The sequence below is a fragment of the Verrucomicrobiia bacterium genome, from assembly GCA_036268055.1.
GTDB lineage: Bacteria > Verrucomicrobiota > Verrucomicrobiia > Limisphaerales > Pedosphaeraceae > DATAUW01.
The window spans coordinates 25,729-52,035 of record DATAUW010000022.1 but is presented as its reverse complement, the minus strand read 5'-3'; the positions used below and the strand labels follow the sequence as shown (position 1 = coordinate 52,035).

Genomic DNA, 26,307 nt, shown 5'->3' with positions numbered 1-26,307 from the left:
AAGCGTCGTGGCCGGCTTGGCTCTGGCTGGTCTTCTGTTTTGCGGCAGCGCGCGCGCGCAAATAGCCATCCATGATGGTTCGACGAGTCTGGCGACCAGCGCCAATGTTGCCAGTGTCAGCAAGAGTTTTACAGTGACGCCCGGAGCCAGTGTGCTGGTCGTCTCGCTGTTGGACAGGAATAATGTCGCCGGAAATGTCTCGCCTGCGATCTTGACATGGACCGCCCCTGGGCATGGCGCTCAGGCCCTTATCCGGGCGATTTCCGTCAATAACACGACAAGCACATTTGCAGATAGTGATATTTATTATCTCTTCAATCCCGAACCGGGCACAACCAACATTACGGCCACGGACACGTCGGGGACCATCCCATCCGCGATGGTCATGCAGGCTTATACCCTGAGCGGCGTTGACACCAACTCTTTTCCCGTCACTTACACCACCAATAATGGGTCCACCACCTCCGTTGCAGTCACTTTGTCGAGCAGCACTCAGGCCTCCGATTGGGCGGTGTTGAGCAGCAGTTATGGCACTGCCAATTTGCTCATGAATATTGCCGCATCAAGCGGCACGGTGACGGACGCCGAGACCAATGCGGGGATCGCATCCGTGTTGGGCTATGTGGCGGATCTCTCAGCCGGCAGCAGTACGATTACGGCAAACGCGGGCGCCGGCGCGGGCAATCAAAAGATGGCGCTGGGCGTGGCCGTCTTCGGTCCGTCTCCTGGCGCGGCTACTCCGCCGATCCCATCGGCCCCGACGAACGTAGTTGCAACGCCGGGAAACCTCCGGACAACTTTGTCCTGGCTTGATAGTTCGGGCGGCCTCGCGACCAGTTATATTGTGCTGCGCTCGACGACGAGCGGCACCGGCTATGGCCCGATCGTGACCAATACCGGAAACGCCTCGACCAGTTTCACCGACACCAGCGGTATCAGTGCCACCACCTATTTTTATGTGGTGGAAGCCGTGGACGCGGCGGGTACAAGTTCCTTGTCAGCCCAGGTCAGCAGCATTCCGTTGCCGCCGCCGACGGCGCCAATCAATTTGGCAGCAACGGCGCAGACTAACCGGGTTGCCTTGTCGTGGTCTGATACCTCGGGCGGGTTTTCAACCACTTATATTGTGCTGCGCTCGATCACCAGTGGCAGCAACTACATTGCGGTGGCCACTCTCAGCGGCATCGGTTCCACCAATTACATAGATACCAGCGTGTATGACGGGACGACCTACTTTTATGTGGTGGAAGCTGTGGATTCGGGCGGTACCAGCTCCCCGTCAACGCAAGCCAGCGCGATACCATTTTTTGCTTTGCTAACCGGCTTGTCGGGAAACATTGCTCTGCTTGATGGCGGAACCAACTCAATAACCACTGTTGCCAGTGGGGCTGGATCCAATATCAGTTCAAGCTTCGCAGTCTCTCAGGGAGCCAGCGTGATGGTAGTCGAACTATGGGATAGAAATCAGCAGAGTAATAACTCCTCACCCTCAACCATAACCTGGAGTAATGCCACGACTGGAACTATTCAGACTCTTGTTCGGGCAATTTCGCAGGCGAGTGGCACCTCGACATTCTCGGATTGCGATATCTTTTATCTCTTCAACCCGGCTCCGGGCAGTGGCACTATTTCAGGCTCCGATACTAATGGAACTAGTTTGGTCCAGGGCCTGACCATGATGCCAGTCACGCTTGCCGGCGTGGATACAACCGTCGCTCCTGTCACTTACTCTACCACGAGTGCGTCTGCTACGACTCTTTCGGTCACTACTTCAGCCAAGACTCCGGCGGGTGCGTGGGCGGCGGCGCTCAGTTTTGATGGAAATTCCGGCCAGGCTATAACGCAGACTTCCACGAGCGGTTCCTCAACTACACACAATGTTCTTAATAACCAGGAACAGTCTTTTGGTTTTGTGAGCGGCCTTGGAGCCGGCGCCACGACAATCGGCATGTCCGATGCGGGCGGAGCAACAAAATGCACGCTCGCCGCCGCCGTGTTCATGCCGGCAATCGGCACGGGAATCGCCCTGCTTGATGGTTCGCTAAATACCACTGCCACCGTGGGCGCCGTCAGCAATATAGTCCAGCCCTTCGCAGTATCTCAAGGCGCCAGCGTCCTGGTGGTTGCGGTGCAAGACAATGATAATAGCGGCCCCGCGGGGTATCCGGGCGCAAACCTGGTGTGGAGCAATGCGACTTTTGGGACTATCCAGCCTATCAGCGTCGGCATTGCGACGAACAGCGGTCAGTTCACTTGGATTTGGACCACTCTATATTATGTCATGGATCCATTACCAGGCACCGGCTTCATTATTGGCACGGATACCAACTCAAGCCACAATAACATGTTCATGCAGGCCTATACCTTTAGAGGGGTTGACACGACGGTTATTCCGACCGGTCTCGGCATAGGCCAGGACGGCACAACTCTGTTTCTTGATACGCCGTCCGACACTGTAGTTGGTTCTGCAGCGGCGTTGATGAGCATAAATTACAACGGCGGCGGCGGGAACAACGTCACCTTCACATCAACAAGCGGGCAAACAGCCAGTATCAATCCCCGTCCCGGTGGCAACCAGTGCGCCATGGGTTATGTCACTAATCTGGCGGCTGGTGACTCCACCATATCGGCGGTGGCCACGGGAGGCTCCACGCACATGGATGAGGCGGCTGAGATATTCTCGCCGCTGATAGTTTTGACCGCCCCGATAAACGTGACGGCGACGGGGCAGACGAACCGGATTAATTTGACATGGGCTGACAGTTCGGGTGGTGGAGCGTCTGGCTACATCGTGCTGCGCTCGACGACGAGTGGCACCGGCTTCACTGTGATCGCTACTAATACCGGCAATGCTTCCACCACTTACACCGATACCAGCGTGACAGACTGGAACCCTTATTTTTATGTCGTGCAGGCCGTGGGTTCTGGCGGCACGAGCGTGTTTTCGGCGCAAGCCAGTGCCGTTGCAATGGGGCCGCCTACGGTGGTGACAGGTTTGACAGCGACTGCGGATGTCAACCAAGTGGACTTAAGTTGGAACAACCAACTGGGCGCGACCAGCTTCAATGTCTTGCGTTCAACCACCAGCGGCAGCGGTTTCACTGAAATCGGAAGTTCAGACACGAACAGTTTTATTGATACATCGGTAACCGACGGGACGCGGTATTACTATGAGGTAAGTACCGTGAACGGGTTCGGCACCAGCGCCAATTCAGGACAGGTTAGCGCCGTTCCGGTGGTGGCCTTCCTTACCAATTATATTGGCGTCTTCAATACCGACAGCGATACCAACGGGTGGTCTGTGCTTAATGGCACCCCGCAGATATATGCTTACCCAGACGCTCCCCCGAGCGGCCCCTCAAGCGAATGCCTGATCATGGACGCCATATTTGGTCCTGGGGGCACCGGATCAAGCCAGGGAATCCAAAAAATATTTGGCCAAAACTTGAATGTCAGCACATACAAGTCTCTCGAAATGGACATAAAAAACCAAGCCGGTTGGGACGAGTTCGGCCAGGTTCAGGCCATACAACTCAGCCTTCAACTGCCTGTCGGCGGCAACCCGAGCTATCAACGGGGAACGTGGCCTGATATCGTGCTTTTCCAAGCTGGAACCGGAGGCGAGTGGACGCATTACATCGCTCCGCTGACCAATTGGGGGGCATTTAATCTGGCCGATTTGACGGCGTTGGGAATCCCGGTATTTGATGGCAACACCCTTGTGGCAACGGAAATGTATTTATCGTATGCCAATATCGCGTTCACCGGCGCTCCCGCATGGGCGCCAGCGTTCTTCGGTTTGTCCAGTCCCACGATCGCCAGCGGCAGCACCAGTGTGACGTTGTCTGGCAAAGTAAGCGCAACGGTGGACAGCGCGCCGGTATTTCTGGCCAGCAACACCGTGGTCAGCGTGACCATCAACGGAAGCACGCAGACCACGACGGTCAATGATGCGATGGGAGATTTCAGCATCAGCTTCGACACCACCGGATTTGCGACCGGCACTTATCCGATTGCTTATTCCGCAGCCGGCGACATGGTGGCCCTGGTTGGCGCAACTGACGGCAGCACCAGTTTGACGCTTACAACGGGGATAATCGCCCCGCCCGCGCCGACCATCCTGCCGCCTGGCATAGACAGCCTCGGCAAAAACCTGGTGGTCAATGTTGCGACGGTTAGTGGATTCAATTACTACCTGTTGACGACGACCAATCTGGCGCCGCCGGTGGTTTGGGCAACCAACAGCATCACCGCCGGAACCGGTGGAACGATCACTAATCTGGTGCCTATAAGCGTTTCAAAATCGGGACTTTTCTTGAGATATTTTGTTCAATAACCAACTCAATTCCGTCAATCAAACTGGAGAATGCTGGATTTTAGCATTTTCCAGTTCTTTTTGTGGGAGCTATTCCTAATTGGATCCCAGCGTCACCAGTATTGAAGTTTAATGATATGAAAATAGTTCAAAACATTTGCCCGCTCATCGTTTTGTGCATGGCAATGATCATCCCATCTCTTGGCGTTGCTCAACCGCCGCCGTCTTCGCCACTTGAGCTGAATATGCGCCGGTTGCAAAAAAAGGACACCGGCGTGGATCAATGGGAGGAGAAAAACACGCACGCCAGTTGGGACCCTTCACACACGGCTGTGGTCATTTGCGACATGTGGAACCAGCACTGGTGCGCCGATGCGACAGCCCGCGTGGCGGAAATGGCGCCGCGCATGAATGACTTGATCACGGAATTGCGCCGGCGCGGTGTCTTGATCATCCACTGTCCCAGCGACACAATGAAATATTACCAAGGGACGCCGGGACGCAAACTTGCGCAGGCGGCTCCGCATTTTGAAACCATGCCGCCGCTGCGAAACAGTTGCCCGGTCAATCTCGCCCTGGAAGCTCCTTTGCCGATTGATGATTCAGACGGGGGCTGTACGGACGGAAGCCCGCAAGGCACGCCTTGGACTCACGAAATTGACACTCTCCAGATCAAGGAAGGCGATGCGATAACCGACAGCACGGAAGCCTTCTATCTCATGCGTCAGCGCGGCATCACCAACGTCATTGTCATGGGCGTTCATGAAAACATGTGCATCGTCAATCGCCCTTTCGCCATCCGCCAGATGGTGTATCAACATCAGAATGTCGTGCTGGTGCGTGATTTGACGGACACCATGTATAACCCGCAAATGAAACCTTATGTGGATCACTTCACCGGCACGGACTTGATGGCCTGGCACATTGAAAAATATTGGTGTCCCACCATCACCAGCGACCAGATTATCGGCGGCAAGCCATTCCGATTCGCCGGGGATACCAACGCCCCGCGCACATTCCGCAACTATGTAAAATTGCCGGTCACTGATTCACACTACAAACAGGTCAAATCGTATGTCGAAGACACGCCTAATCCGGACTATAGCCAGGCTTCCGATGCGGCCCGCGCCGCTTTCCGGGAAATGAAATATGGTGTGCGCATTCATTGGGGCGTCTATGCCAATTTGGGTTATGGCGAAAACGCCTCCTGGCCTTTTGTCCGGGCGGACAACGGCCATCCTGCCTTGGACAACCAGGGACGCCAGGCCTATCAGGATTTTTACAAAACCTTCAATCCCACCAACTTTAACGCCGATGCCTGGATGGATTTTTTCAAATCCAATGGCGTCAAGGTGGTGGCCTTCACCACCAAACACCATGACGGATTTTCCATGTTTGATACCCATACGCGCGTGGTTCGCCGCGTCAACTGGACCGCCCCCGGCGGGCCGAAAATCGAGGACTGCGATTTTGCCTACAGCATCATGGACACGCCCTTTCACCGCGACATCGTCAAGGAAATAACCGATTCGGCCCATAGCCACGGCATCAAAATTGATCTCTATTTTTCCCATCCTGATTGGTACGACGCCGACTTCCGACCTTTTAACCAGCATCCTTTCCCTGGGAAAGTTGATAAGATCGAGCACCCCGACCAATGGAACCATTTTGTCCAACGCCATCGCCAGCAGTTGACGGAGTTGCTTACTCAATATGGCAAGATAGATCTGGTATGCCTGGACATGTGGTTCGACAAAAGCGCGTGGCTGGATTTGCGGGAAACCATGAAAATCGTCCGGCGCATCCAGCCTGATACCATGTTTCGCGCGCGCGGCATCGGCAATTATGGCGACTACTATACGCCTGAAGGTTTCGTTCCCGGAGCGGCTGCGAACACCGACATGCCATGGATGGTGATTTATCCTTTGGTAAAAGGAGATGGCATCTGGAGTTATGAACCCGACGCGAGCAAATACAAGGATGGGGTTTGGATCGTGACCAATCTGGTTGATACCGTGGCCAAGGGTGGCAGTTTCATGGTGGGTATCGGGCCAGATGCCACCGGCCTTTTTCATCCCAAGGCCATTGCCGCTCTCCAATACGCCGGCACATGGCTGAAGACCAACGGAGAAGCCATCTTCAACACCCATCCCCGATCTGGTTCCGACTGGAAAGAAGGCGGTAATATTCGCTTCACACATGCCGATTCCGGCTCGGTTATCTACGCCATCGCCTTGCAATGGCCCGGTGATGAACTGGCGCTTCAGTCCGTCAAACTCCAACCGGGAGCAACCGTCAGAATGCTGGGAGACAGTGAAAATTTGAATTGGCATGACGACCCTGCCAAAGGCACGGTCATTAATCTTCCGAAGCGTCTGCAACCGCCCGCAGATGGTCAGAGCCAGCCGCCCTGCGTGTTTAAGCTGGATAGCCAGCAGCTATAGCGGACCTGGGTTATTTTCAGCGCGGTCAAGTGAACACGAGATACCTTATTGAGTAAGTGCGTGAATGATTGAGCATAACGGACAGGTGTAATTAAAATGGCGATGAATGCTCTTGCTTAAGATCCGCTGCCACGCTGCAAATCGCTTCGCGAGTCTGAGGAGAACTCGCTGTATGGGCGGCTTCAAAATTCTGGTGGGCCAATCTTCGCGGAATATCGCCGTGAAGGGAAATTACCGGCTGATAGAAACCGCTTTTAAGCGGGATTGATAACCCAGGTTGGACGGTCCCAACTGAAGGCACATAGCCGTTCCCAATCCCAACTCACGTTCAAGGCTCCGATTCCAGAAGCAGGATTGCATCTTCCCACTTTTCCGGGAGAATGGTTTTTCGCCCTCGGACAGCATGCTTCCCACTGTCACTTTGTTGCCGTCCCTGGGATCAATCCAGCAGGCATTCAGTGTATGGGCGCGCCCAATTTGTTAAGACGCACTGTAATTTTTTTCCGCTTTGCCAGGTAAAACAAAACCCAGCGACCATCCTCATGCCTCGCCGCCAAGTTGAGAACCTTGCCTGTGGTTTCTCCGCCGTTGACAAAGCGACTTTGATCGGGAACGAGCTTCCGCCATTCAAACTGATACACTACCGAGAATTGGATCGATTTGCGTCAAATGGCGCTTCCATGACAGGATGAGACTTACGGTTTTTCTTCATCTGGAATATTGCGAATCCAGATATTACGAAAGCGCACAGGATTTTCATGCTCCTGCAACTCGATTGCTCCTTCTGAGCCGGTATTGCGTTTATAGTCGCCGTACGCGCGATGAGCGGTGGGTCCCAGCAACGCTTGCTTATGGTGCAACACCAAACCGTTTTGGATTACGGTGACGCTGGCCGGGCGGGTCAGATGGTTATCCGCATCCCATCGCGGCGACTCGAATAGGATGTCGTAAGTTTGCCATTCGCCCGGGGGCCGGCAAGCGTTCACCAATGGTGGAGACTGTCCGTAAAGTCCGCCACACTGGCCGTCCGGATAGGTCGGATTATTGAAGTTATCGAGCACCTGAACTTCGTATAGTCCGAAAATAATCACTCCACTGTTGCCGCGCTCCTGGCTGGTGCCACGAAGATGAGTTGGCTCCGCAAATTCCAAATGCATCTGGAAACTGCCGAACTTGTCCCGTGACCGGATACTTCCCGAATGGGGCACGACCTCCATATAACCATCCTGAACTTTCCAGGGCGCGGGGCCTTTGGTTCCCTGCCATTTGGAAAGGTCCTGGCCGTTAAAAAGAATGACAGCATCGGACGGTGGTGGCGCGCCGTCGCTGAATGTTTTGCCGGGCGCGACTATGGGTGGCACCGGCCGGTTCGGATCATGCACGTGCCATTTGCCTGCCGGGAGCATTGGAGTATCGGTGTAGCCGGGCCGGTCGGCGGCAGCGGTTTGATAAACAAAGCTGGCCGAAGCAATCGCGGCCAGAGTGGTGAGGGTCAATAATTTGATGCGCATAATTTTGGATTTTTTCAAAAGCTTCCGCCTAATATAAAGCTGAAGGATGTTTCCAGGATTTCAATAGTGTCCGCAAATTGGAATGGTATTCCAGACATTTTTATGCCGTCTATTTTCCATTAGTTTCCATGGCCGCCAGTAATTCAGAGATGGCATCACACGAGGCCGCGCCTGCCGTGCCGAGTTGGTGAATCGCGATCGAAGCAGCGACGCTGGCAACTTCGATTGCTTCTCGCGCGGTGGCGCCGGCAGCAAGGGCTGCCGTCAAATTCGCTGTCACCGAATCTCCCGCGCCCACGATGTCAATGGGTCCGCGCAAGGGCAGGGAAGGCAGGTGTTCCACGTGGCCATCTGGCATTGCGGCTATCATGCCCCGTTCGGCCAGCGTCACAAACATTAACCGATCACGCTGCCGCGCCAGGAAGCTCGCGCTTTGCTTCAGTTCATCCAGATCCGCGTTGGCCGCCACTCCGCTCAATGCTCCCAGTTCTGCCGCGTTCATCTTGAATGTCGTCGCGGGCCAGTCTCTCAGGCCGCGCCGGCTGTCCGCGATGATGAGCTGCTCCATCCGGTCCTTCGCGAGTTGCCCGATCGCTTGGAGCAGACGCCGGGTTACGACGCCAGTTTCTGCCACGTCCACCTGATCGAGCACGATGATCGCGTCAAGTTTTGGCGCAAGTCCCATCAAGGATGCTACAATGGTTTCTTGGATGGCTGCCGGTGTGGGCGTCCAGTTCTTGGTATCGAGGCGATTGAGTTCGCGCGGCGGTTTTCCCGGCTCGATCACCAGCGGCTTGCAATAAGCAGGCGTGCAACGATCCTTCGTTTGGAGAAAACCATCCAGACGCACGACACTGAGAGCGGCCAACGCCCGCCGTAATTCGTAGCCTTCGCCATCTTCGCCGCAAAAACCGATGGGATAAATTTCACCTACGCCAATAGCAACCAGGTTGTTAAGAATGGTGCCCGCCGCGCCGGGTTGCGCGCGCACTTTGATTACGTTGTTGACCGGCAAGCCTGTCTCGATGGATGTTTCGGTTCGCGCGGGATCTATTTCCAGATAACGATCGAGACAAAAATCTCCAACCACACCCACACGCAATGCCGGATACTTTTGGGCCAATTGCTGGAAGCGGTCCCGATTCATAGGCGTGGCAAACGGCGGCAGGTTCATTTTGAATCTTCGTTGAGAATGCGTGCCAGCAACGCGCCGGCATCGCGGAAATCCGGAATCGTCACATCGGCGCCGACGCCGGCTAATCGTTGCCGCTTCCACTCATCCATGCGGCCCGAGCCATTATTGGCTTCGTCACTGGCGACCGCCACCGCCAATCCGCCGGCTTCCTTCGTGTTCTCGATCTCGACGTAGCCATCGCCAAACGCCAGCAGGTGTGCGCCTTTGATCTGGTTCTCACACAGAATTCGTTCAATGACCATTTTCTTGGAAAATGTTTTATAGTCATCTTGTGCGCCGTAAATGTGCGGACCAAAGTAGCGCGCCACATCCAACAACGCAGCCTCCTGCTTCACAAAAATCTCGTCGGTGCCGCTGGCCAGATAGAGCTTCATCCCGCGCCGCGATAAATCCTCGAGCAAGGCGCGCGCGCCCCAAACCAGCAGTTCATCGGCGGAGATCAAACCGGTCCGCAATCCTTCGAGGCGCGAGCCAATGCGAGCATCAAGCCGGTACAAGTATTCGTGTTTGTACCACAGCGGTTCGCGCGGTTGACCGCCGCGTTCTCGAATGCGCTCCACGAGTTGGATCATCTGATAGATCGTTTGCTTGCCGTTGAGGCGCATGATGTCGTCGAACACAAGCTTGCGCAGATCGGCCTCCGTCTCGCCGTCACGCGGTGGAATCATCTCGACGAACAACGGAATCATCACGTCCGGCCAGCCCTGGCGAATGAGCGACAACGTGCCGTCAAAATCAAACAAGACATGAGTGATGCCCGGCCGTGGCGCGAAGTTATCTGCAAATTCAACCAACCCGCTGAATAATAATTTTTGTGGCATGCGAAAGGGATTTTCCTAATCCAGGTATAGCGGAAACATGATTTTAATTCGTTTAAACCGATCGTTTTTTAGTGGGAGAAATTTGCGGTTTTGAAGCACATCCAAAGAAAAAAATCATTTGCCGGCTCCTTCCTTGATGCGTCCACGGGCAACTGATTTTTTGGAAGTGAGTCTACGAGCTGGAGACGCTTCTTCCATGACCGAGTAACACAATAGGTGAAGAATTGTCATGTGAAGATCCTCAACCCGTCCGTAGTGGTGGTCCTTCACCACGATGGTTTGTTTGGCCAGGGACGCAAGAAGACCCCGTTTGGCGCCCACGAGAGCTACAGTTTCCAATCCGTGTTTATTGGCCCATCGCACGGCTTTGACCAGGTTTGGCGAATTACCGCTGACGCTGACCGCAATAAGGACATCTCCGGGCCGTCCGAAATTAATCAACTGCCGCACGAAAACGTCAGCGTATGAATAATCATTCCCCAAGGCAGTAAGCCAGGGGACATTGTCCGCAAGCGACAGCACGCGAAATCGTGATGGGCAGCGGTCGGAAGCCCCCTTGCCGAGATCGGTGGCGAAATGGGAGGCGCTCGCGGCGCTGCCGCCATTGCCGATGACGAAGATGTTTTTATCTTTCAAACCGGCTTGACGTATGCACTCGACCACGCGCGCGATGGTTGCGACCGGCAGTGACCGCATTAAACTGCTTTGATGGGTCAGGTATTCAACTATCCACTCCTGGAGGTCGGGCTCTTGAATCATAATTTAATTTCGGACACTTCGCGGTTTGTAAAACTTTGAGCCGCTGCCGCCGCGCAAAAGCAGGCGCACATTTTCAAGCGCCATATTACGATCAGGTTCCTGTGTTTCGTCCCGCGATTTAAACCCATAAGACTTGACGCTCGGCGCACAGCACATTGGGTTTTTGCGCACGAACCGCGAGAACCCGTCTCCATCCAGGAATTGGCGCATTGAACGGCTTGACTTATGACGGCAAACTTGTCACGAGTCACTTTCACATGCGCACCTCGACTTGTTCCAATGTGGCCGTAATGGTTGAAATGTCCGGCGCGCATGGGCGCGGGCTGATGCGGGGGATTGCGGAATATGTGCAGGAAAAAACGCAGTGGATGTTGCACTTTGAGGAGACGGGGCCGATCCGAACGCTGCCGGACTGGATCAAAAGTTGGAAGGGGGATGGCATCATCGCACGCATTGAGACGCCCCGCATCGCGCGCGGCCTGATAGAAAAGCAAATCCCTCTGGTCAATGTTGCCGGACGCACTTCGCCCGCTGGTGTGCACCGCGTGGATACGGACAATAAGACGGTCTGCGAATTGGCGGTCAATCACTTTCGCCAGCGCGGCTTCCGCCATTTCGCCTATTGCGGCAATCCACAGTTCGAATGGTCCGGCTGGCGCCAGCAGTTTTTCTCCGGTCTTTTGGCAGCGGAGCGGATGGTCTGCGCCACGTTCCAATTATCAGGATCAGCCCGGAGCCGGGACCAGCTTCGCGCGTGGCTGGAAAAGCTGCCCAAGCCAGTCGGCTTGTTCACCGCCAACGATCTTTGCGGTCACGCGGTACTGGAAGCATGCGCTCAAGCCGGCTTGGAAGTGCCGTCGTCCGTGGCAGTGCTGGGGGTGGATAACGATGAGATTATCTGCACTCTGTGCCGCCCGCAGCTCTCGAGCATCGCTCCTGATACGGAGGGCATTGGCTACCTGGCAGCGCAAACATTGCATGAATTGATGCAAGGAGGGCATCCGGGCAAAATAACCCGGCAGGTCAAACCGTTGACAGTGCGATGCCGGCAGTCCACCGATGCTGCCGCTGTGGAAGACTGGCATGTGAGCCAGGCGCTTCGTTTTATATTAGGCCACGCCACGCGCGGCATTCATGTTGACGATGTGGTGGCGCAAGTCCATGTGTCGCGCCGCTTCCTGGAAAAGCGCTTTCGCGAGGTAGTCGGCCTGCCGATTCACGAGGAGATTTTCCGCGTGCGCTTTGAGACGGCGCAGGATCTTTTGGCAACGACTGTTCTGCCGCTTAAAGAGGTCGCGGTGCGCTCCGGCCTTCGGAGGGCCGATTATTTGAGTGTGGTTTTTCGCCAGGAGCTGGGTATGTCCCCAAGCCAGTTCCGGAAGTTGAAAAGGGAGGATGCTTAGCGGGGAGAAGCATTCGCAGAAAATGATTATACCGTTACCGTGATCTGCGCGATACGGCTTCAGGCAGACAGCCACCCCATGGGCGGGGCACATCCACGCGTTTTTATCATATCAGTTCACCTGTTATCATATCAGTTTTGGCGTAAAGTGTTCAATTAAATTGACCCATACTTTGTTCCCCTTCACCATGGAGTGGTAATGCAAGAGGTCAGAATTGACGTTCGTGAAACAGTCCAACGCGAGGCGCGCCGATTTTATCAGCGGAGGAAACTGTTATCCCAAAATTTCATGACAAAATGAAAAAATCCATTTCCAGGCGCCGCTTTATCCGGACTGCCGCCGCAGGGTTGGCGCTTCCCACTTTCATTCCTGCGTCCGTGCTGGGGGCGGCCGCGCCGAGCAAGCGGATTAATATCGGCTTCATCGGCATGGGCACTCATGGGGTTGAATGGAATCTGATAGACTATCTCAAAAGGTATGATGCGAGGGTCTTGATGGTGTGCGACGTTGACGGCCATCGTATGCGCCGGGCCAAGAAATTCGTGGACGCACGCTACGATAATGAGGATTGCGCGATGAGCAAGGATTTCCGGGATGTGATCGCCCGGAAGGACATAGATGCGGTGATGATCTCGACGCCGGACCACTGGCACACCCTCATCAGCATTCAGGCCGCGCGGGCTGGCAAAGACATTCAATGCGAGAAGCCCACTTTAACGATTGGCGAAGGCAGGATTCTCGTCGAAACGATCCGGAAATATGGCCGCGTATTTCAGACGAGCACCGAAGACCGCTCACTGCCGATGTACCATCGCATGGCGGAATTGGTGCGCAACGGACGCATTGGCAAGTTGCAGAAGATTGAAGTCCTCCTGCCCAAGGCGCCCAAGACGGCCGGCGATCCAACCCCGCAACCGGTGCCGCCGGATTTCGACTACGATATGTGGCTCGGCCCCGCTCCGGACGCGCCTTATACCAAAGACCGTTGCTTTGGCAATTTCCGATACATCTGGGACTATTCCGGAGGAGTGATCGTAGATTGGGGTGCGCACCTCTTTGATACCGCACAATGGGCAAATGATACTGAACGCAGCGGGCCGGTCGAGGTCGAAAGCACCGGCACGCTTTGGGAAGGCGGACTCTACAACACGCCCAACGATTATAATGTGACTTTTCGCTACGCCAACGGCGTCATCATGACCTGCGCTCCGGGCAGTCCAAGCCTCAAGTTCATCGGCAGCGACGGCTGGATTGGCAACCGCGGATGGCGCGCTCCGCTCGAAGCCAGTTCCACCGAAATCCTTGATTCCGTCATCGGCCCGAACGAGATTCATCTCTACACAAATCCCGAAGGAGAACACGATGATTTCCTCAAGTGCATGAAGAGCCGCAAGGACCCTTATTTCCCAGTGGATGTCGGCCACCGGGTGGCGACTGTATGCCACCTGGCCAATTTCTCGCTCCGGCTGGGGCGCAAGCTCAAGTGGGATCCGGCGGCCGAGCGGTTTGAAAACGACGTTCAGGCGAATGCCATGATTGACCGCCCGATGCGCAAACCGTGGACACTCGCTTAGTTTTCTCTTCAACCGGCATCGTGTGAAAAATTTTGACCACTTCACAATCTCTGAAATCCAAAACAATGAAACCCACTGAAATCTCGATGAAAATGAATTCTGCGGCTCTCCTGGCCGCGGTGGTTCTGCTCGGTCTTGGCTTTTTCGGTTCATCTGTTCGGGGAGCGATCAATGATCTCCCTGATTTCCTGGTTTACGCCAAGGACGGCTCCGGCGTGTACGGGCACAAGGACTCCCCGAAACTTTCATGGTGCGAATGGCGATTGCATGATCCCGACCGTCCGGCGCCCCGGCGCATTGATCCGGGCAAAGCCGGTCCGCCTGCCCCCATTCCAGCCGACGCCATTGTGCTGTTCGATGGAAAGAACCTCGATCAATGGCAACCCACGGATCATACGATTCAGGACGGTTTTCTGGTGGCTCCGGTCAAGAGCAAAAGCATGCTTACCTCGAAGCAGGAGTTCGGCAGTGTCCAAATCCATGTCGAGTGGATGGCGCCCGCGGGATTTGTCGCTCCGTGGGATGAGCGCGGCAATAACGGTGTCCTGCTGATGGGCCGTTATGAAATTCAGATTTTCGATTCGTACAACGAGAAGATCTATCCGGATGGCCAGGCTGCGGCGATATATGGTGAGACGCCTCCATTGGTCAATGTTACGCGTCCGCCGGGGGAATGGCAGACCTATGACATTTTTTTCACGGTCCCGGTTTTTGAAGACGGCAAAGTTGTCAGACCGGGCCGGGTTACGATGTTGCACAACGGTGTGCTGGTGCATCTGGAAACCGAAATTCATGACCAACGCCGGCCGCGCGATATTCCAGAGACTGGACGGGTGGCAGGCAAAGGCCCGCTGGTCCTTGGCGCTCATAATTGCCCGGTGCGTTTCCGGGAAATCTGGGTGCGGCCACTTTAGCTCCGCGCCGCCGACTCAGGCCATTTAGACATCACCTGGCTGAAACGCCTCCACCAGAAATCAACCGCATCAAACTCCGCAATTCTATGAACCCATTGAGCAGCAAGATAGCATCTGAGGCATCCAACATCAGCCGCAGGCGTTTTATAGCCGCCGCCGGCGTATCCGCAGCGACGTTTGCCATTCTACCCTCCGGCCTGGGCGCCGAAGCTCCCGCCAGGAACAAAATAAACATCGGCCTTATCGGGTGCGGCACGCGTGGCGTCTGGATTGCCGATCTTTTCCGCAAACAAGGCGGCTACAATTTTGTGGCCGTTGCGGATTATTTTCAGGACAAAGCGGACGCGGGAGGCGAGAAGCTGGGCGTTCCGGCGGAGCGCCGGTTCACGGGCCTTTCGGCGTACCAGCGCCTGTTGGAGCAAAAACTCGATGCGGTGGCCATTATATGCCCGGCCTACTTTCATCCGATACACGCGGCGGCAGCGGTGGCGGCGGGCAAACATGTCTATCTGGCCAAACCCATCGCTGTGGACGTGCCGGGCTGCCTGACCGTGGAAGCCAGCGCCCGTCGCGCGACAGAAAACAAGCTGTGCTTCCTAGTGGATTTTCAGACACGCACCCATCCCGATATTCAAAAGATTGTCAACTATGTTCATCAGGGCGGCCTTGGCCGGATTGTTTCGGCGGAGGCCGGATATCAGACCGGCGAAGTCGGCAAAATCGCGGATGATGGACGACGCGCCAACCCAAAGGACCCGGAGCTGCGGTTGCGCGGATGGATCACCGACCTGGCGCTTTCCGGCGGCATCATCACCGAACAAGACATTCACTCCATTGACCTGGCGTGCTGGCTGCTCGACGACGCTCCGATAAGCGCCCATGGCTCGGGCGGCAAATTCCGTGATTTCATTGGGGATAACCTGGACCATGTTTCGGTGATGTATCAGTTTCCGAAAGAGATTCTATTGACCTTCAGCGCCAAACAGGTCGGTTATGGCTTTGAAGAAATCATGTGCAGGGTTTTTGGCACTGACGGCACTGCGGACACTCACTATTACAGCAAGTGCACGCTGCGCAGCAGGGATGAAGTGTTGATCGCGGATCCGACAGACCTTTACCGCACCGGCGCAGAGGCGAATATTGCCGCTTTCTACGAAAACATCACCACCGGCAATGTTGCCAATCCAACCGTCCCGCCCAGTGTGCGGAGCACATTGGCAACGATTTTGGGCCGGATGGCGGCCTACCGGAAAACCAACGTCACGTGGGAGCAAATGATGCGGCATCCCGAGCACCTTGAGGCCGACCTCCGCGGGTTGAAAACGTGACCGGTAGCGCCGTCACAAGTTTCAGCCGCGACGACAGGCGCGCCGACCATAAGGGTAATCCAAACAAAAAAAAGACGCGGATGGAAACATGGTGCACGCTACTGAACCATATACGAACGTGCGTGTGCAAGGATTCGAACCCGTAAGGGGTTCCCCACACCCTTCCCCGCTGTGGGGAAGGGTCGTAATCCAAATGCAGGCCGTATTGACGACATATTTTAAAGTTTTCCCCACAGTGTCCACCCCCGACATCCTATTGTATTGGATGATCGGGGAGTCATCCTCGCGCGTGCGCTATCGCGCCGCGCTCGGGTCGCTCACGCGACCAAGAACGTGTTCACCCACGGACAAGAAAACTCATAAAGGACATCATGTCCTTTACGGGTAAAACGGGTGCGGGAGCGACCGAGGGAGGGACGGGTGCCTTGCCAAAGACTCACAGTTTTTTTACCTGCCGGAAGCCTATACGACAGGCATCCTTAGGCTCAAAAACCCCGAGACTTTGGCAATATTCAAAGCCATGGCAGCTCTCCACGATCTTCAGCACCGCCATTTTGTGGTGAAGCTCGCTGGCGAAAGACAACCCGCGATGCTGGCAACTCCCACCATCAAACGAACACCGGCAACCGCAGCAATGCAAAAGTCCTATCTCAAAAAAATCTACCAAAAGTTGCCATTCATGTTTCGCAGTTCGGACGCCTCCAAAATGATTGATGAACGTAAGGCGAGCCTCGAGACAAATCTCATCGGCAAAACGGCCGAAAAGATCGCGGTCAAACGTAGAATCAGTTAAAATTATCGTTCATGGTAATATGGTGAAATGAAATTCGACGGAATCCAAATCACCCCTCGCGATCTCGATTTTTTGCAGAGCTTGTTTGAGTCCCGCATCATGACTTCCCTTCAGGTCGCGCATTTGCACTTCGAAGGAAGCCGTGAAGCAGCGAAAAAGCGGGTTCAAAAGCTTAAAGCGGCCCGGCTCATCGCCGAGCGCGAAAGAGCTGTTACAGAAAAATCGGTTCTTTTTCTTTTAAAAAAGGGCATCCAGACTCTCGCTGAATCAGGCCGTTTGGAAATGTATCCACACATGCCCCTGCGTTCCCTTGAACGACGGGCTGACGTAGGCGATTCGACCGTGGCACACGAGATTGACGTGATGGATGTAAAAGCCGCCTTTCATATAGCACTTCAGAAACATCCGCGCTTTTCAGTCGCAGAATTTATAACGTGGCCGCTCCTCTGCCAGTTTGAGCCAAATCGGCCTGGATCGGGAAGTAAAACTCCGCTCGTAAAGCCGGACGGATTCATTCGCATTCACGAAAAGGAATCCGAAGGGTTGTCGGAACGGGTGTTCTTTTTGGAAGTTGACCGCAGCACTGAAAGCCAGGACAAACTTGTGAGACGCGTCGCCGACTACTCTAGTCATTACACGTCCGGCGACTTTGCCGTAAAGTGCGGAGGCAAACGCAGCGATTTTAAGCAATTTCCCTTTCGGCTGCTTATCGTGCTCTTAAATCACGAGCGGCGTAATAACACGGCCAAACAACTTCTTGATGTCCGACACTTACCCAATCAGGTATGTCTTTCAACCTTAGATGAAATAAGAAATGACGCTCTGGGTAACATAAAGGCATGCTTCTGTTTGAAAAAACCGAGCGCGGATGGAGGGGCGAGGATAGTCAAATGTATTAAATCATAATGCTCCCGAGACTGGCTTGGCGAGCAGATCAAAAACATTTCCGGACACTATCGTGTCCGGTAAAGGGGTATTTCCTTAACTCATCCCCATGAGAAGACCCTCAGAAAAAAATGTCTTATTATTGTTATATAGAGCGGCCATATTACGCTCTAACGGTCGTAAGGCGCACTAATATTAGACATCTATAGATTAGTATCTTTAAGAATCCGTTATACTTTTTAAAATAATTAAGAAATGTCTTGTCAGTTAGGCATGCGAGTTTACCATGCGGCCAATCTGTAACTTGGCCAGTCTGATGCAGACTGTTTTCAAGGAGATTTTGAAGGGCACCCATGCAATCTGATGTCTGTTTTTTTGTGCAAATACATTTTCGACAATTGATTGGCCTACTTGAAAGGCAGGGGCACACGCCTGCCATCAGGGCTTTCGCACTGTCAAAAGCATCGCCGATTATACTCTAGCTACCCATATGCGCACACCGAGGTTTGTCCTTTTAAAATCTAATCCAATTTCTTTGCTCTCTAGCATTAGCAATTTCAACACCGAATCAACCTGGCGGACGCTTAGAGCAATTCTTGGGTTTGCCATCTTCAGTTTATTTTGCTGTTCTAGCTACGCGCAATCTCAAGGTAGCAATTCCACGCCGGGGCTACTCTCCGCGTATAACTTAGGGGCAAAGGGAGCAAATGATCGTGTGTGGCAGCGGATTGAAGCACGATCGGACAATGCGAGACGCATTTCGTCTCGAACAAATTTTGTTAAGGAGCTTTCTACGGGAATGCATCATTTGGTTGGCGGTCAGTGGATTGAATCGTCCGAGAATATTGAAATAACGTCTGGCGGCGCCGCCGCTACCAACGGGCAACATCAGATCTATTTTGCAGGAAATATCAACACTACCGGAGGAATCCACTTGGTTGAATCCGACGGTGAAGCGATGAGCAGTCGCATAATGGGCATCGGTTATTATGACGCATCAACTGGAACCAATGTTCTAATCGCTGAATTGCAGGATTCAGTCGGTCAGCTCCTGCCGACGCTCAATCAAGCCCTTTACACGAATGCGTTCACCGATTTTCAAGCCGATGTCCGATATACCTACACCAAACAAGGTTTGGAACAGGATGTTATTTTGCGGCAACAACCACCGTCGCCCGCTGAATGGAACTTAAATCCACAAACCACTTTTTTGCAAATTTGGACGGAATTTACGCAATGTCCTGATCCCTTTATACGCACGAATCAAATATCCGGTTATCAGGATGAACAGTTGGATTTTGGACTCATGGAAATGGGTGAGGGCAAGGCATTCAGCCTTGATGGCCAGAGCAATTTGACGCCGGTATTTAAGCATTGGCGAACATTTCCTGAAAGTGGCCGAAAATTTCTCGTAGAAGAGATTCCGTTCTCGTCAATTTCGTCACAACTCGCCAGCTTGCCATTGCCAGCGACCACCAATGGCACGGGTTCGTCAACTCCCTCAACGAACAGCAAGGACGGAGCACAACTTCACCGGGCTTCAAAACACCCCGTCCTGTTGGCTGCTAAATCTGTAAATGCCAAGCCGGTGCCGATGACAGCCGCTAAAAACGTAAAACCCGTCACTGGATTTGTTTTGGATTACATCATCGTAAACACCATGTCGAATTTTACCTTTCAGGCTGACACAACCTATTATGTTAGTGGCCCGGTGACGCTGAACGGAACTACAACCATTGAGGGAGGAGCGGTGATCAAATACACCAATTCCCCAACCGCGCAAATCACTTTGAATGGCCCGTTGGTCTGCACAACTGGCCCTTATCGGCCTGCCATATTGACTCAGGTTCAGGACAATTCAGTAGGGCAAATTATTTACTCCGGCTCGGCACATCCCACAAATCTCAATGCTGGGGCCTATATTTTTGGCGGCGCCGGTCAGACGAATGACTATAGATATCTTCGCATTGTGTATGCCGGAACGGGAATAACGAATTCGTCCGGCCCGGTCAATGTTTGGGATTGTCAATTTGTGAAATGCGGCACGGCTGTTGCCGCCGGAGCGGGCCAAACAATCAACCTGCATAATGTTCTCATCACCCAGGCAACGAACTGTGCTGCAACCACCGGAACAGTTACTGGCGAACAGGTCACCGTGGGACAAGCGCAAACCTTTTGCCCGTTGGGTTATTCAGGCGCTTTCCTCACAAATTGTATCATCGCAGGCGTGACTGATCAGACGGGTGTCTCCACCGATCATAGCATTACCAACGGCAGCGGACTATTTTATCAACTAGGCGTTGGCAGCTTCTACCTTTCCACAAACAGCGCCGCCCGCTCTTTTGGCACGCCGAATATCAATCCCATTACGCTTCGTGACATCGAACAAAAGACGACGTTTTCTCCGGAACTTGTATTGGACCAAGTGATTTCCAATAACACGATTTTCTCTCCCCAGGTGGCACGCGATACGAACAATACGCCTGACGCAGGATACCACTATGATGCGATTGATTATCTTTGCGGAACTGTCTATGTTACAAACGCGATATTGTCAGTGCAACCGGGAACCGTTGTCGGCGGATTTGGCCTCAAGAGCGATCCTTCCTATTTTTTTATTGGCCCCAATAGCATTTTGATCGACGGAGCGGCGCAACTTAATTGCTTGGGCCAGCCAACAAATTTGGCACATTTCGTTACTTATGACACTGTTCAAGAGGAGGCTGACACAAACTGGACAGTAAACACTTCAGATTATGTTTTTGTCTTTAATGGCCAAGTCTATTTTCCAACTGCAGATTTCCGCTTCGCCGACTGGTCTTGCCTGGCTGGAGAAACTTGGTTTATAGACTGGTTTGATAATGGCGGGACATTTAATTTGCGTGATTGCCAATTTCATTCTGGAGCCCTTGAAGGCGGATTGTCATCGGCTGTAAATATCATAAATTGCCTGTTTGATCGCACTGACATAGAATTCTTTGTGAGCGCCACCTCAGCCGCAAAAAACAATACAGTTTATGGCGGGGCATTCTTCTTTTACAACGAATACGCAACAGGGCTTTCAATTCAAAATAATCTTTTTGATCGGAGCGCTCTTGCCATTTCTCCAACGAATAGCCTTGATCATAATGCTTTTGCAAATTCCAATAATTTTTCCAATTTCGATCCGCTTTTCTTTAACTCGGTAATGTTGAGCAATTCCCCGGGATATGAGGTGGGACCTTTGGGCTCTTTTTATCAATATGGCACAAGCAGTCTCATAAATGACGGAAGCACCAATGCCAATTTGCTTGGGCTTTACGAATATACGGTAACAACGAATGAAGTAAAAGACGGAACGAATATTGTGAGCATCGGCTACCATTATGTTGCAACCGACACGAATGGTTCTCCTCTTTCCACTCTTTGGTTAGGTATACCGGATTATTTGGTGGATACTAATGGTGACGGAGTTACGAATTTGACCAAATGGCAAATCAAATATTTTGGCCACACTGGCGTCGATCCCTATGCAGATTATGATAACGATGGAACGAACAATATCACGGAATATATCAATGGAACCGACCCAAACCAGATAAGCTTTTCTCTCAGCGTTTCAAACAACTTGGTCAATTCAGACATCGTGCCGGTGCAATTGAATATTTCCGGTGGCGTGCCGTCATCCATTTCAGTCGTCGTAAATTCAAATTTTGCATCTGCGGTTTGGCTTCCATACACCAATTCGACTGTGACGGTTCCTTTGGGAACCAACGATGGTGAATACGACATTCAAATCGGTCTGGAAGGTTTGACCACGAATATGGAGCAAATTTTTTTGGGAATTTCCGTTGTTCGCGACACCGTCCTGCCGGTAATTGCGGTGACCAATCCCATCAGTTCCGGCGTGTCGAACTCTGTGATTCAGCTTGAGGGGTATGTATCAAAGGAAGTGGCTCAGCTGACTTATGATCTGAGCAACGCAGTGGGCGTCTTGTCTAATCAACAAATATACATCACCGGCCAATATGCTGACGCCTCAACGAGTGCATTCACCACAAATTATTTCCACGGATATGACATATTTTTAGCGAGCGGCACAAACGCAATAACTATTCACGCGATTGATCGAGCTGGAAATATAACCTCTACAAACATAAATTATGTATTGGATTACACGGGCGACGTAACGCCGCCAACGATTACGATATCGTATCCGCTGTCCAACAGCATGGTCGCGAGTTCCAATTTTACTCTGATTGGAAATGTTGATTTGGACACCGTTGCTATCGTGGTGAAGAGCACAAATGCGACTCAAAGCGCCGTCATTGATAGAAATGGCGGGTTTTCGGTGCTTGGGCTCGCCTTGACTGACGTTACCAACATTTTTACTGTGATCGCCACTGATGGTGCGGGGAATTCGACAACAAATACGCTTTCCGTATTGAAAGGTTCGTTAGTGCTGACAGTAAATCCACTTTCATCCAGCCAATTGAGTGGCAGCACCGTTACCATGACCGGCACCATCAGCGACGGGTCTCAAAGTGTGTGGGTAAATGGCGTGGCTGCTACCGTCACTGGAACGAGTTGGAGTGCAACTGTGACCGCTCCCGGTGGGAACACGCTCAGTGCAGTAGTCCAGGCGGGAACCAGCCTATCGTCTCCGGTGGGTGATCTACCTGTTCTCGCGTCAATGCCTCCAATAGTGCGTGCAAGTGGGTGGATCCTAAACCAGACGCAAACCCATGATTCTTTTTGTGCTGGCCCTAGTTTTGAAAGTTCTTTCTATAATAATTACTATCAATCTTGGAGTCTTGGATTTGGTGGCATCAGCACCTATATAAGCGGGTCAAGTGTAAGTTCAAGCGGAGATTGTAGTTCTGCAGTGGTATGGCCAACCAACTGGCCCGATGGTGCTGTTCTTGACGGAACTCAAATGTGCGGCTCCACGTCTGACCCCTATTCTGAAGCCACTCCGACCGATGATGGTTGGGGTTTTACTTCGTATGAAACTCAAAGGACAGGGTCTGGCCCGGAAGAAGATTGTTTGCCTGGAGCGTCTCGAAATACGAGCACAATAACTATTGAAAATCGGACAAAAATTCAACTTTCAACGGGAGGCGTGGCTCAACCCGGAGTGCAACGGATTGTTCGCTTGCTTGCATACGCTTACGATGCCTACGGAGATATTCCCGCAAATCAGATTGAGCTTTTTGGACAATCGCTCACTGCCACTGCGACCAACGCATATGTTGGTGAACTTTTTATGTCGTTCCCTGCCGGATCTACCCAAGATGTGCCGATACGTGTATTCGACTCTGGGAACGCGCTTTCGACAGATTATGGTTTTTATGTGACGGCAGAAGAGATTCCATTGCAAATGGTGAGTGATGGAAATAAAGATGGTTTAATCTCATTCGATGGGTCAGACGTTAATACTCAAGCCAACCCGTGGCGGTTTTGGATTGATGATTCTCAGGAGAGCGGTGACATCACGTCAGGGTCTGATGATCAAATTCCGGGATCTATATCGCCAAATAGTGCTAACTCGGCAGTAAATGGCAGAAATGATCTCGTAAATTTCTTTCCTATCGCGATAAACTTTGGTGATACATTGGAAAAACTGTCTCCAACAAACGGCTATGAGTATCGCTTAAGTCAATCGGACGAAGCTATCGCAATTGTTTATACCAGCTTGCCGCTCAACGATTCATTTGATTACTTAACGAATTCTTCAAGTGATGCTCGTTATGGCACATTCGGCAATGGTCCGAGCCTTGCGGACACGATTCCGATAAGTGGGGCAGGATCGTTGACTTTAAGCACCAATTTTCTAAATTATGCGATGACAAATGATGGAATAGGACTAATACTTGTGGAAGGTCTAAAGTCGACTAGCAATCCGCTAATGCTCGAAATATGGCAGAACGGAAGCAAACTTTTGAGCGTGCCCTTTTATTTGAGCCTGACCGGCGTTGAGCAAATGTTCCGACATGTAAATCTAGCTTATGTTACTGCTGGTTCCAACGCCGTGCCGGCAAGGGCGCTTGCGCCGAATGAGCCAATCAGCACCAACAATAAGAATCTTGTGTTCATCCATGGCTACAACGTAAACGAACAACAGGCACGCGGCGTCGAAAGTGAGATGTTTAAAAGATTTTTTTGGTCTGACTCACACGCACATTTCTACGGGCTCACATGGAATGCGAGTGTCTCTCAAGGCGCAATAATCAAAAATGTTTCAGGCAATCTGCAAACGAATATTGTGAACGCGTTTTTGACGTCTCCGTATCTTGCTATTATTCTCAGCAACCTGAATTTAACGGGTCAAACCGTAGTTGTAGCCCATAGCCTTGGAAATATGCTTGCGCTTAGTGCTATAAGTGATCATGGCGCCTCGCCTGATAAGTATTTTATGCTTGATAGTGCAGTTGCACTTGAGGCAATTGATGGGACTCTCGAAACTGATCCTGGAATGGTGCTGCCATCATGGAGCAACTACGATAATCGTTTATGGGCTACTGAGTGGCACAATTTGTATGCGACAAATGACGCTAGGAGTTTACTAACATGGAAAGATCGTTTGGCAAATCTCAATTTTACGACTGAGATTTTTAATTTTTACTCAAGTGGCGAGGAGGTTTTACGTGAATTCCCGGGAACGCCTCCTGAAGATCTAACAGATTCTATCGGAGTGATTCTGAGTGATATGGCGATTGGCGTCGATCAAGCGGCCTATGCTTGGGTTTGGCAAGAAAAAAATAAAGGCAGGATGGACGGAAACGATTTTGTTAGCAGTAACCATGGTGGTTGGAAATTTAACGCATTTTACGATACAACAAACGGCGATGTGGCCCAACTTCTGGACACTAATACGGCGGCATCTTTATCGGATTCTCAATTAAGCACCCAAGCTTTTTTTAGTTTTGTTAGTGATCCGGATTCGGATTTTCCGTTTGCAGTGGACAGTGCTTTGGAGTTAACAACTGGTTCGACGTATGCTGCCGCAAATCGTGATCGAATTTTGTCTGATGCCATCCCGTCACGTACGCTGCCTATCGGGGCGAATTTTTCAGCTGTTTTAGGGGCTGACCATAATATTGATATGCAGAATAGTTTTACATCCGGGTATCCGTTGTCAAGAACAACTGGTTTGGAGGCATTTAAATGGCACCATTCCGACTTTGATTATGTGGCCTATCCTTTTGTATTTAGATTATTCAATAAAATAGTTACGTCTGGTGAACTGAAATAATTATGAGAGCATTAACCTTGTCGGTATTTACATTATGGTTCAGCTTGTATTACGTTATAGGGCAAGCGCAACCTAGAGAAAATCCATGGAAAATAAATTTGAACATCGTCGATGAAAGTGGAAGCCCTGTTGTTGCAGCGAAAGTGTGGCTCGAATACGGAACCTCTCGAAATGGGGCTTCTTCTGATCTCTCGCAAGCGACGGGATGGGCGATCACCGGCTTAACCGACAAGTATGGGGCATTTAGCGGAGGGCACACGGATTCGAGCCACGGCTTGAGAATTCGTATTGAAGATGATGGTTATTATTCAAGCGCCTTGGATTATCCGCTATATTTGCCAAGCCAATTTGACGGGCAACAGGTATTTGCTAATCGAAATCCTAATTTAACTTTGGTTATAAAAAAAATCGGCCATCCCATCGCAATGTACGCCCGACACGCTAAGACTGAGATTCCAGAAATAAATGTAAAAATCGGATACGATTTAATCCAGGCGGATTGGGTTGCACCATATGGAAAAGGTAAAAGTAGTGATATGGTATTTGAGGCTCAAAAGCGATGGATTAGCCGCAAGGATTTCGATTCTTCTGTTGAGATATCCTTTCCAAATAAAGGGGATGGGATTATTTCAGTTCATGTACCTTTACAACAAGCCAGTCAAATGCGAATGGGTGCGACTGCCCCTGCAGAAGGTTACCTTCAGCAAGTCAAAAAAAACTTAAGCCATACGCCCGCGAATGGTTGGAAAGATGACGAACGTGAAGGAAATAAGGACCAGAACTACTATTTGCGAATTCGCACTAAATTAGATGAAAACGGAAATGTTAAAAGCGCACTGTATGGTAAAATGCACGGCGACTTTGCCTTAGATCCGATAAATTCAAAAACTGTTAAGATTTTTTTTGATTACTATATTAATCCTACTGCAAATTCACGCAATGTTGAATTTGATCCAAAGCAGAATCTCTTTAAAAGATTGACTGCAGATGAGAATATAGATCGGCCTTGAAGCCTCGTCTGGTAAGAAAGCCGCAATGTATGTCTTGCCCTTAAATAAGTGTCAAACTTATTGTTTGAATGTTTGATTATTTTTTATATAATTATAGCAGTGTCATGAAAGTTGTTTGGTT

14 protein-coding genes are annotated in these 26,307 nt (G+C 51.8%); 10 read left to right on the top strand and 4 right to left on the bottom strand.

The window, feature by feature from the left end; all coding sequences use genetic code 11:
* The first annotated feature begins 7 nt into the window (after positions 1–7).
* Both VH413_15010 and VH413_15005 read left to right on the top strand, forming a co-directional pair.
* Positions 8–4,336, top strand: a complete 4,329-nt coding sequence (locus VH413_15010; protein ID HEX3800001.1) for a hypothetical protein — start codon at positions 8–10, stop codon at positions 4,334–4,336.
* A 116-nt stretch (positions 4,337–4,452) separates the two neighbouring features.
* The gene (locus tag VH413_15005; protein HEX3800000.1) at positions 4,453–6,759 is read left to right on the top strand and encodes an isochorismatase family protein; all 2,307 of its coding nucleotides are present in this window, start codon (positions 4,453–4,455) and stop codon (positions 6,757–6,759) included.
* A gap of 695 nt (positions 6,760–7,454) precedes the next feature.
* On the opposite strand, the gene VH413_15000 is transcribed toward VH413_15005, so the two are convergent.
* The 4 genes from VH413_15000 to VH413_14985 form a co-directional block, all read right to left on the bottom strand.
* Positions 7,455–8,270 carry a DUF1080 domain-containing protein gene (locus VH413_15000; GenBank protein HEX3799999.1) on the bottom strand — a complete coding sequence of 272 codons (816 nt, stop codon included), beginning with the start codon at positions 8,268–8,270 and terminating at the stop codon, positions 7,455–7,457.
* A 109-nt stretch (positions 8,271–8,379) separates the two neighbouring features.
* Complete coding sequence (locus VH413_14995; GenBank protein ID HEX3799998.1) at positions 8,380–9,444, bottom strand: PfkB family carbohydrate kinase; 1,065 nt, start codon at positions 9,442–9,444, stop codon at positions 8,380–8,382.
* Positions 9,441–10,286 carry an HAD family hydrolase gene (locus VH413_14990; protein HEX3799997.1) on the bottom strand — a complete coding sequence of 282 codons (846 nt, stop codon included), beginning with the start codon at positions 10,284–10,286 and terminating at the stop codon, positions 9,441–9,443. Before VH413_14990 ends, VH413_14995 begins: the two co-directional genes overlap by 4 nt.
* 114 nt (positions 10,287–10,400) lie before the next feature.
* A complete protein-coding gene (locus VH413_14985; protein HEX3799996.1) occupies positions 10,401–11,045 on the bottom strand; it encodes an SIS domain-containing protein in 645 nt (214 codons plus the stop codon).
* 209 nt (positions 11,046–11,254) lie between these two features.
* Between VH413_14985 and VH413_14980 the strand changes: the two genes are divergently transcribed.
* The 8 genes from VH413_14980 to VH413_14945 all read left to right on the top strand — a co-directional run bounded on the left by VH413_14980 (position 11,255) and on the right by VH413_14945 (position 26,186).
* Positions 11,255–12,448, top strand: a complete 1,194-nt coding sequence (locus VH413_14980) for a DNA-binding transcriptional regulator (protein HEX3799995.1) — start codon at positions 11,255–11,257, stop codon at positions 12,446–12,448.
* Between the two features lie 296 nt (positions 12,449–12,744).
* The gene (locus tag VH413_14975; GenBank protein ID HEX3799994.1) at positions 12,745–14,022 is read left to right on the top strand and encodes a Gfo/Idh/MocA family oxidoreductase; all 1,278 of its coding nucleotides are present in this window, start codon (positions 12,745–12,747) and stop codon (positions 14,020–14,022) included.
* Between the two features lie 65 nt (positions 14,023–14,087).
* Positions 14,088–14,936 (top strand): DUF1080 domain-containing protein, encoded by an 849-nt coding sequence (locus VH413_14970; protein HEX3799993.1) that lies wholly within the window; start codon positions 14,088–14,090, stop codon positions 14,934–14,936.
* Positions 14,937–15,022: 86 nt separating this feature from the next.
* Positions 15,023–16,264 carry a Gfo/Idh/MocA family oxidoreductase gene (locus tag VH413_14965; GenBank protein ID HEX3799992.1) on the top strand — a complete coding sequence of 414 codons (1,242 nt, stop codon included), beginning with the start codon at positions 15,023–15,025 and terminating at the stop codon, positions 16,262–16,264.
* 520 nt (positions 16,265–16,784) lie between these two features.
* The gene (locus tag VH413_14960) at positions 16,785–17,057 is read left to right on the top strand and encodes a hypothetical protein (protein ID HEX3799991.1); all 273 of its coding nucleotides are present in this window, start codon (positions 16,785–16,787) and stop codon (positions 17,055–17,057) included.
* A gap of 27 nt (positions 17,058–17,084) precedes the next feature.
* Positions 17,085–17,963, top strand: a complete 879-nt coding sequence (locus VH413_14955; GenBank protein HEX3799990.1) for a replication-relaxation family protein — start codon at positions 17,085–17,087, stop codon at positions 17,961–17,963.
* A 514-nt stretch (positions 17,964–18,477) separates the two neighbouring features.
* A complete protein-coding gene (locus VH413_14950; GenBank protein ID HEX3799989.1) occupies positions 18,478–25,176 on the top strand; it encodes a hypothetical protein in 6,699 nt (2,232 codons plus the stop codon).
* A gap of 2 nt (positions 25,177–25,178) precedes the next feature.
* On the top strand, positions 25,179–26,186 hold the full coding sequence (locus VH413_14945) for a hypothetical protein (protein ID HEX3799988.1): 1,008 nt from the start codon (positions 25,179–25,181) through the stop codon (positions 26,184–26,186).
* Positions 26,187–26,307 lie beyond the last annotated feature (121 nt).

Coding starts and splice junctions, on each gene's coding strand:
- VH413_14990 (HEX3799997.1), bottom strand. CDS start 10,286: ATGCCACAAAAATTATTATTCAGCGGGTTGGTTGAATTTGCAGATAAC.
- VH413_14985 (HEX3799996.1), bottom strand. CDS start 11,045: ATGATTCAAGAGCCCGACCTCCAGGAGTGGATAGTTGAATACCTGACC.
- VH413_14955 (HEX3799990.1), top strand. CDS start 17,085: ATGAAATTCGACGGAATCCAAATCACCCCTCGCGATCTCGATTTTTTG.
- VH413_14970 (HEX3799993.1), top strand. CDS start 14,088: ATGAAACCCACTGAAATCTCGATGAAAATGAATTCTGCGGCTCTCCTG.
- VH413_15005 (HEX3800000.1), top strand. CDS start 4,453: ATGAAAATAGTTCAAAACATTTGCCCGCTCATCGTTTTGTGCATGGCA.
- VH413_14995 (HEX3799998.1), bottom strand. CDS start 9,444: ATGAACCTGCCGCCGTTTGCCACGCCTATGAATCGGGACCGCTTCCAG.
- VH413_15000 (HEX3799999.1), bottom strand. CDS start 8,270: ATGCGCATCAAATTATTGACCCTCACCACTCTGGCCGCGATTGCTTCG.
- VH413_14965 (HEX3799992.1), top strand. CDS start 15,023: ATGAACCCATTGAGCAGCAAGATAGCATCTGAGGCATCCAACATCAGC.
- VH413_14960 (HEX3799991.1), top strand. CDS start 16,785: ATGGCAGCTCTCCACGATCTTCAGCACCGCCATTTTGTGGTGAAGCTC.
- VH413_14945 (HEX3799988.1), top strand. CDS start 25,179: ATGAGAGCATTAACCTTGTCGGTATTTACATTATGGTTCAGCTTGTAT.
- VH413_14975 (HEX3799994.1), top strand. CDS start 12,745: ATGAAAAAATCCATTTCCAGGCGCCGCTTTATCCGGACTGCCGCCGCA.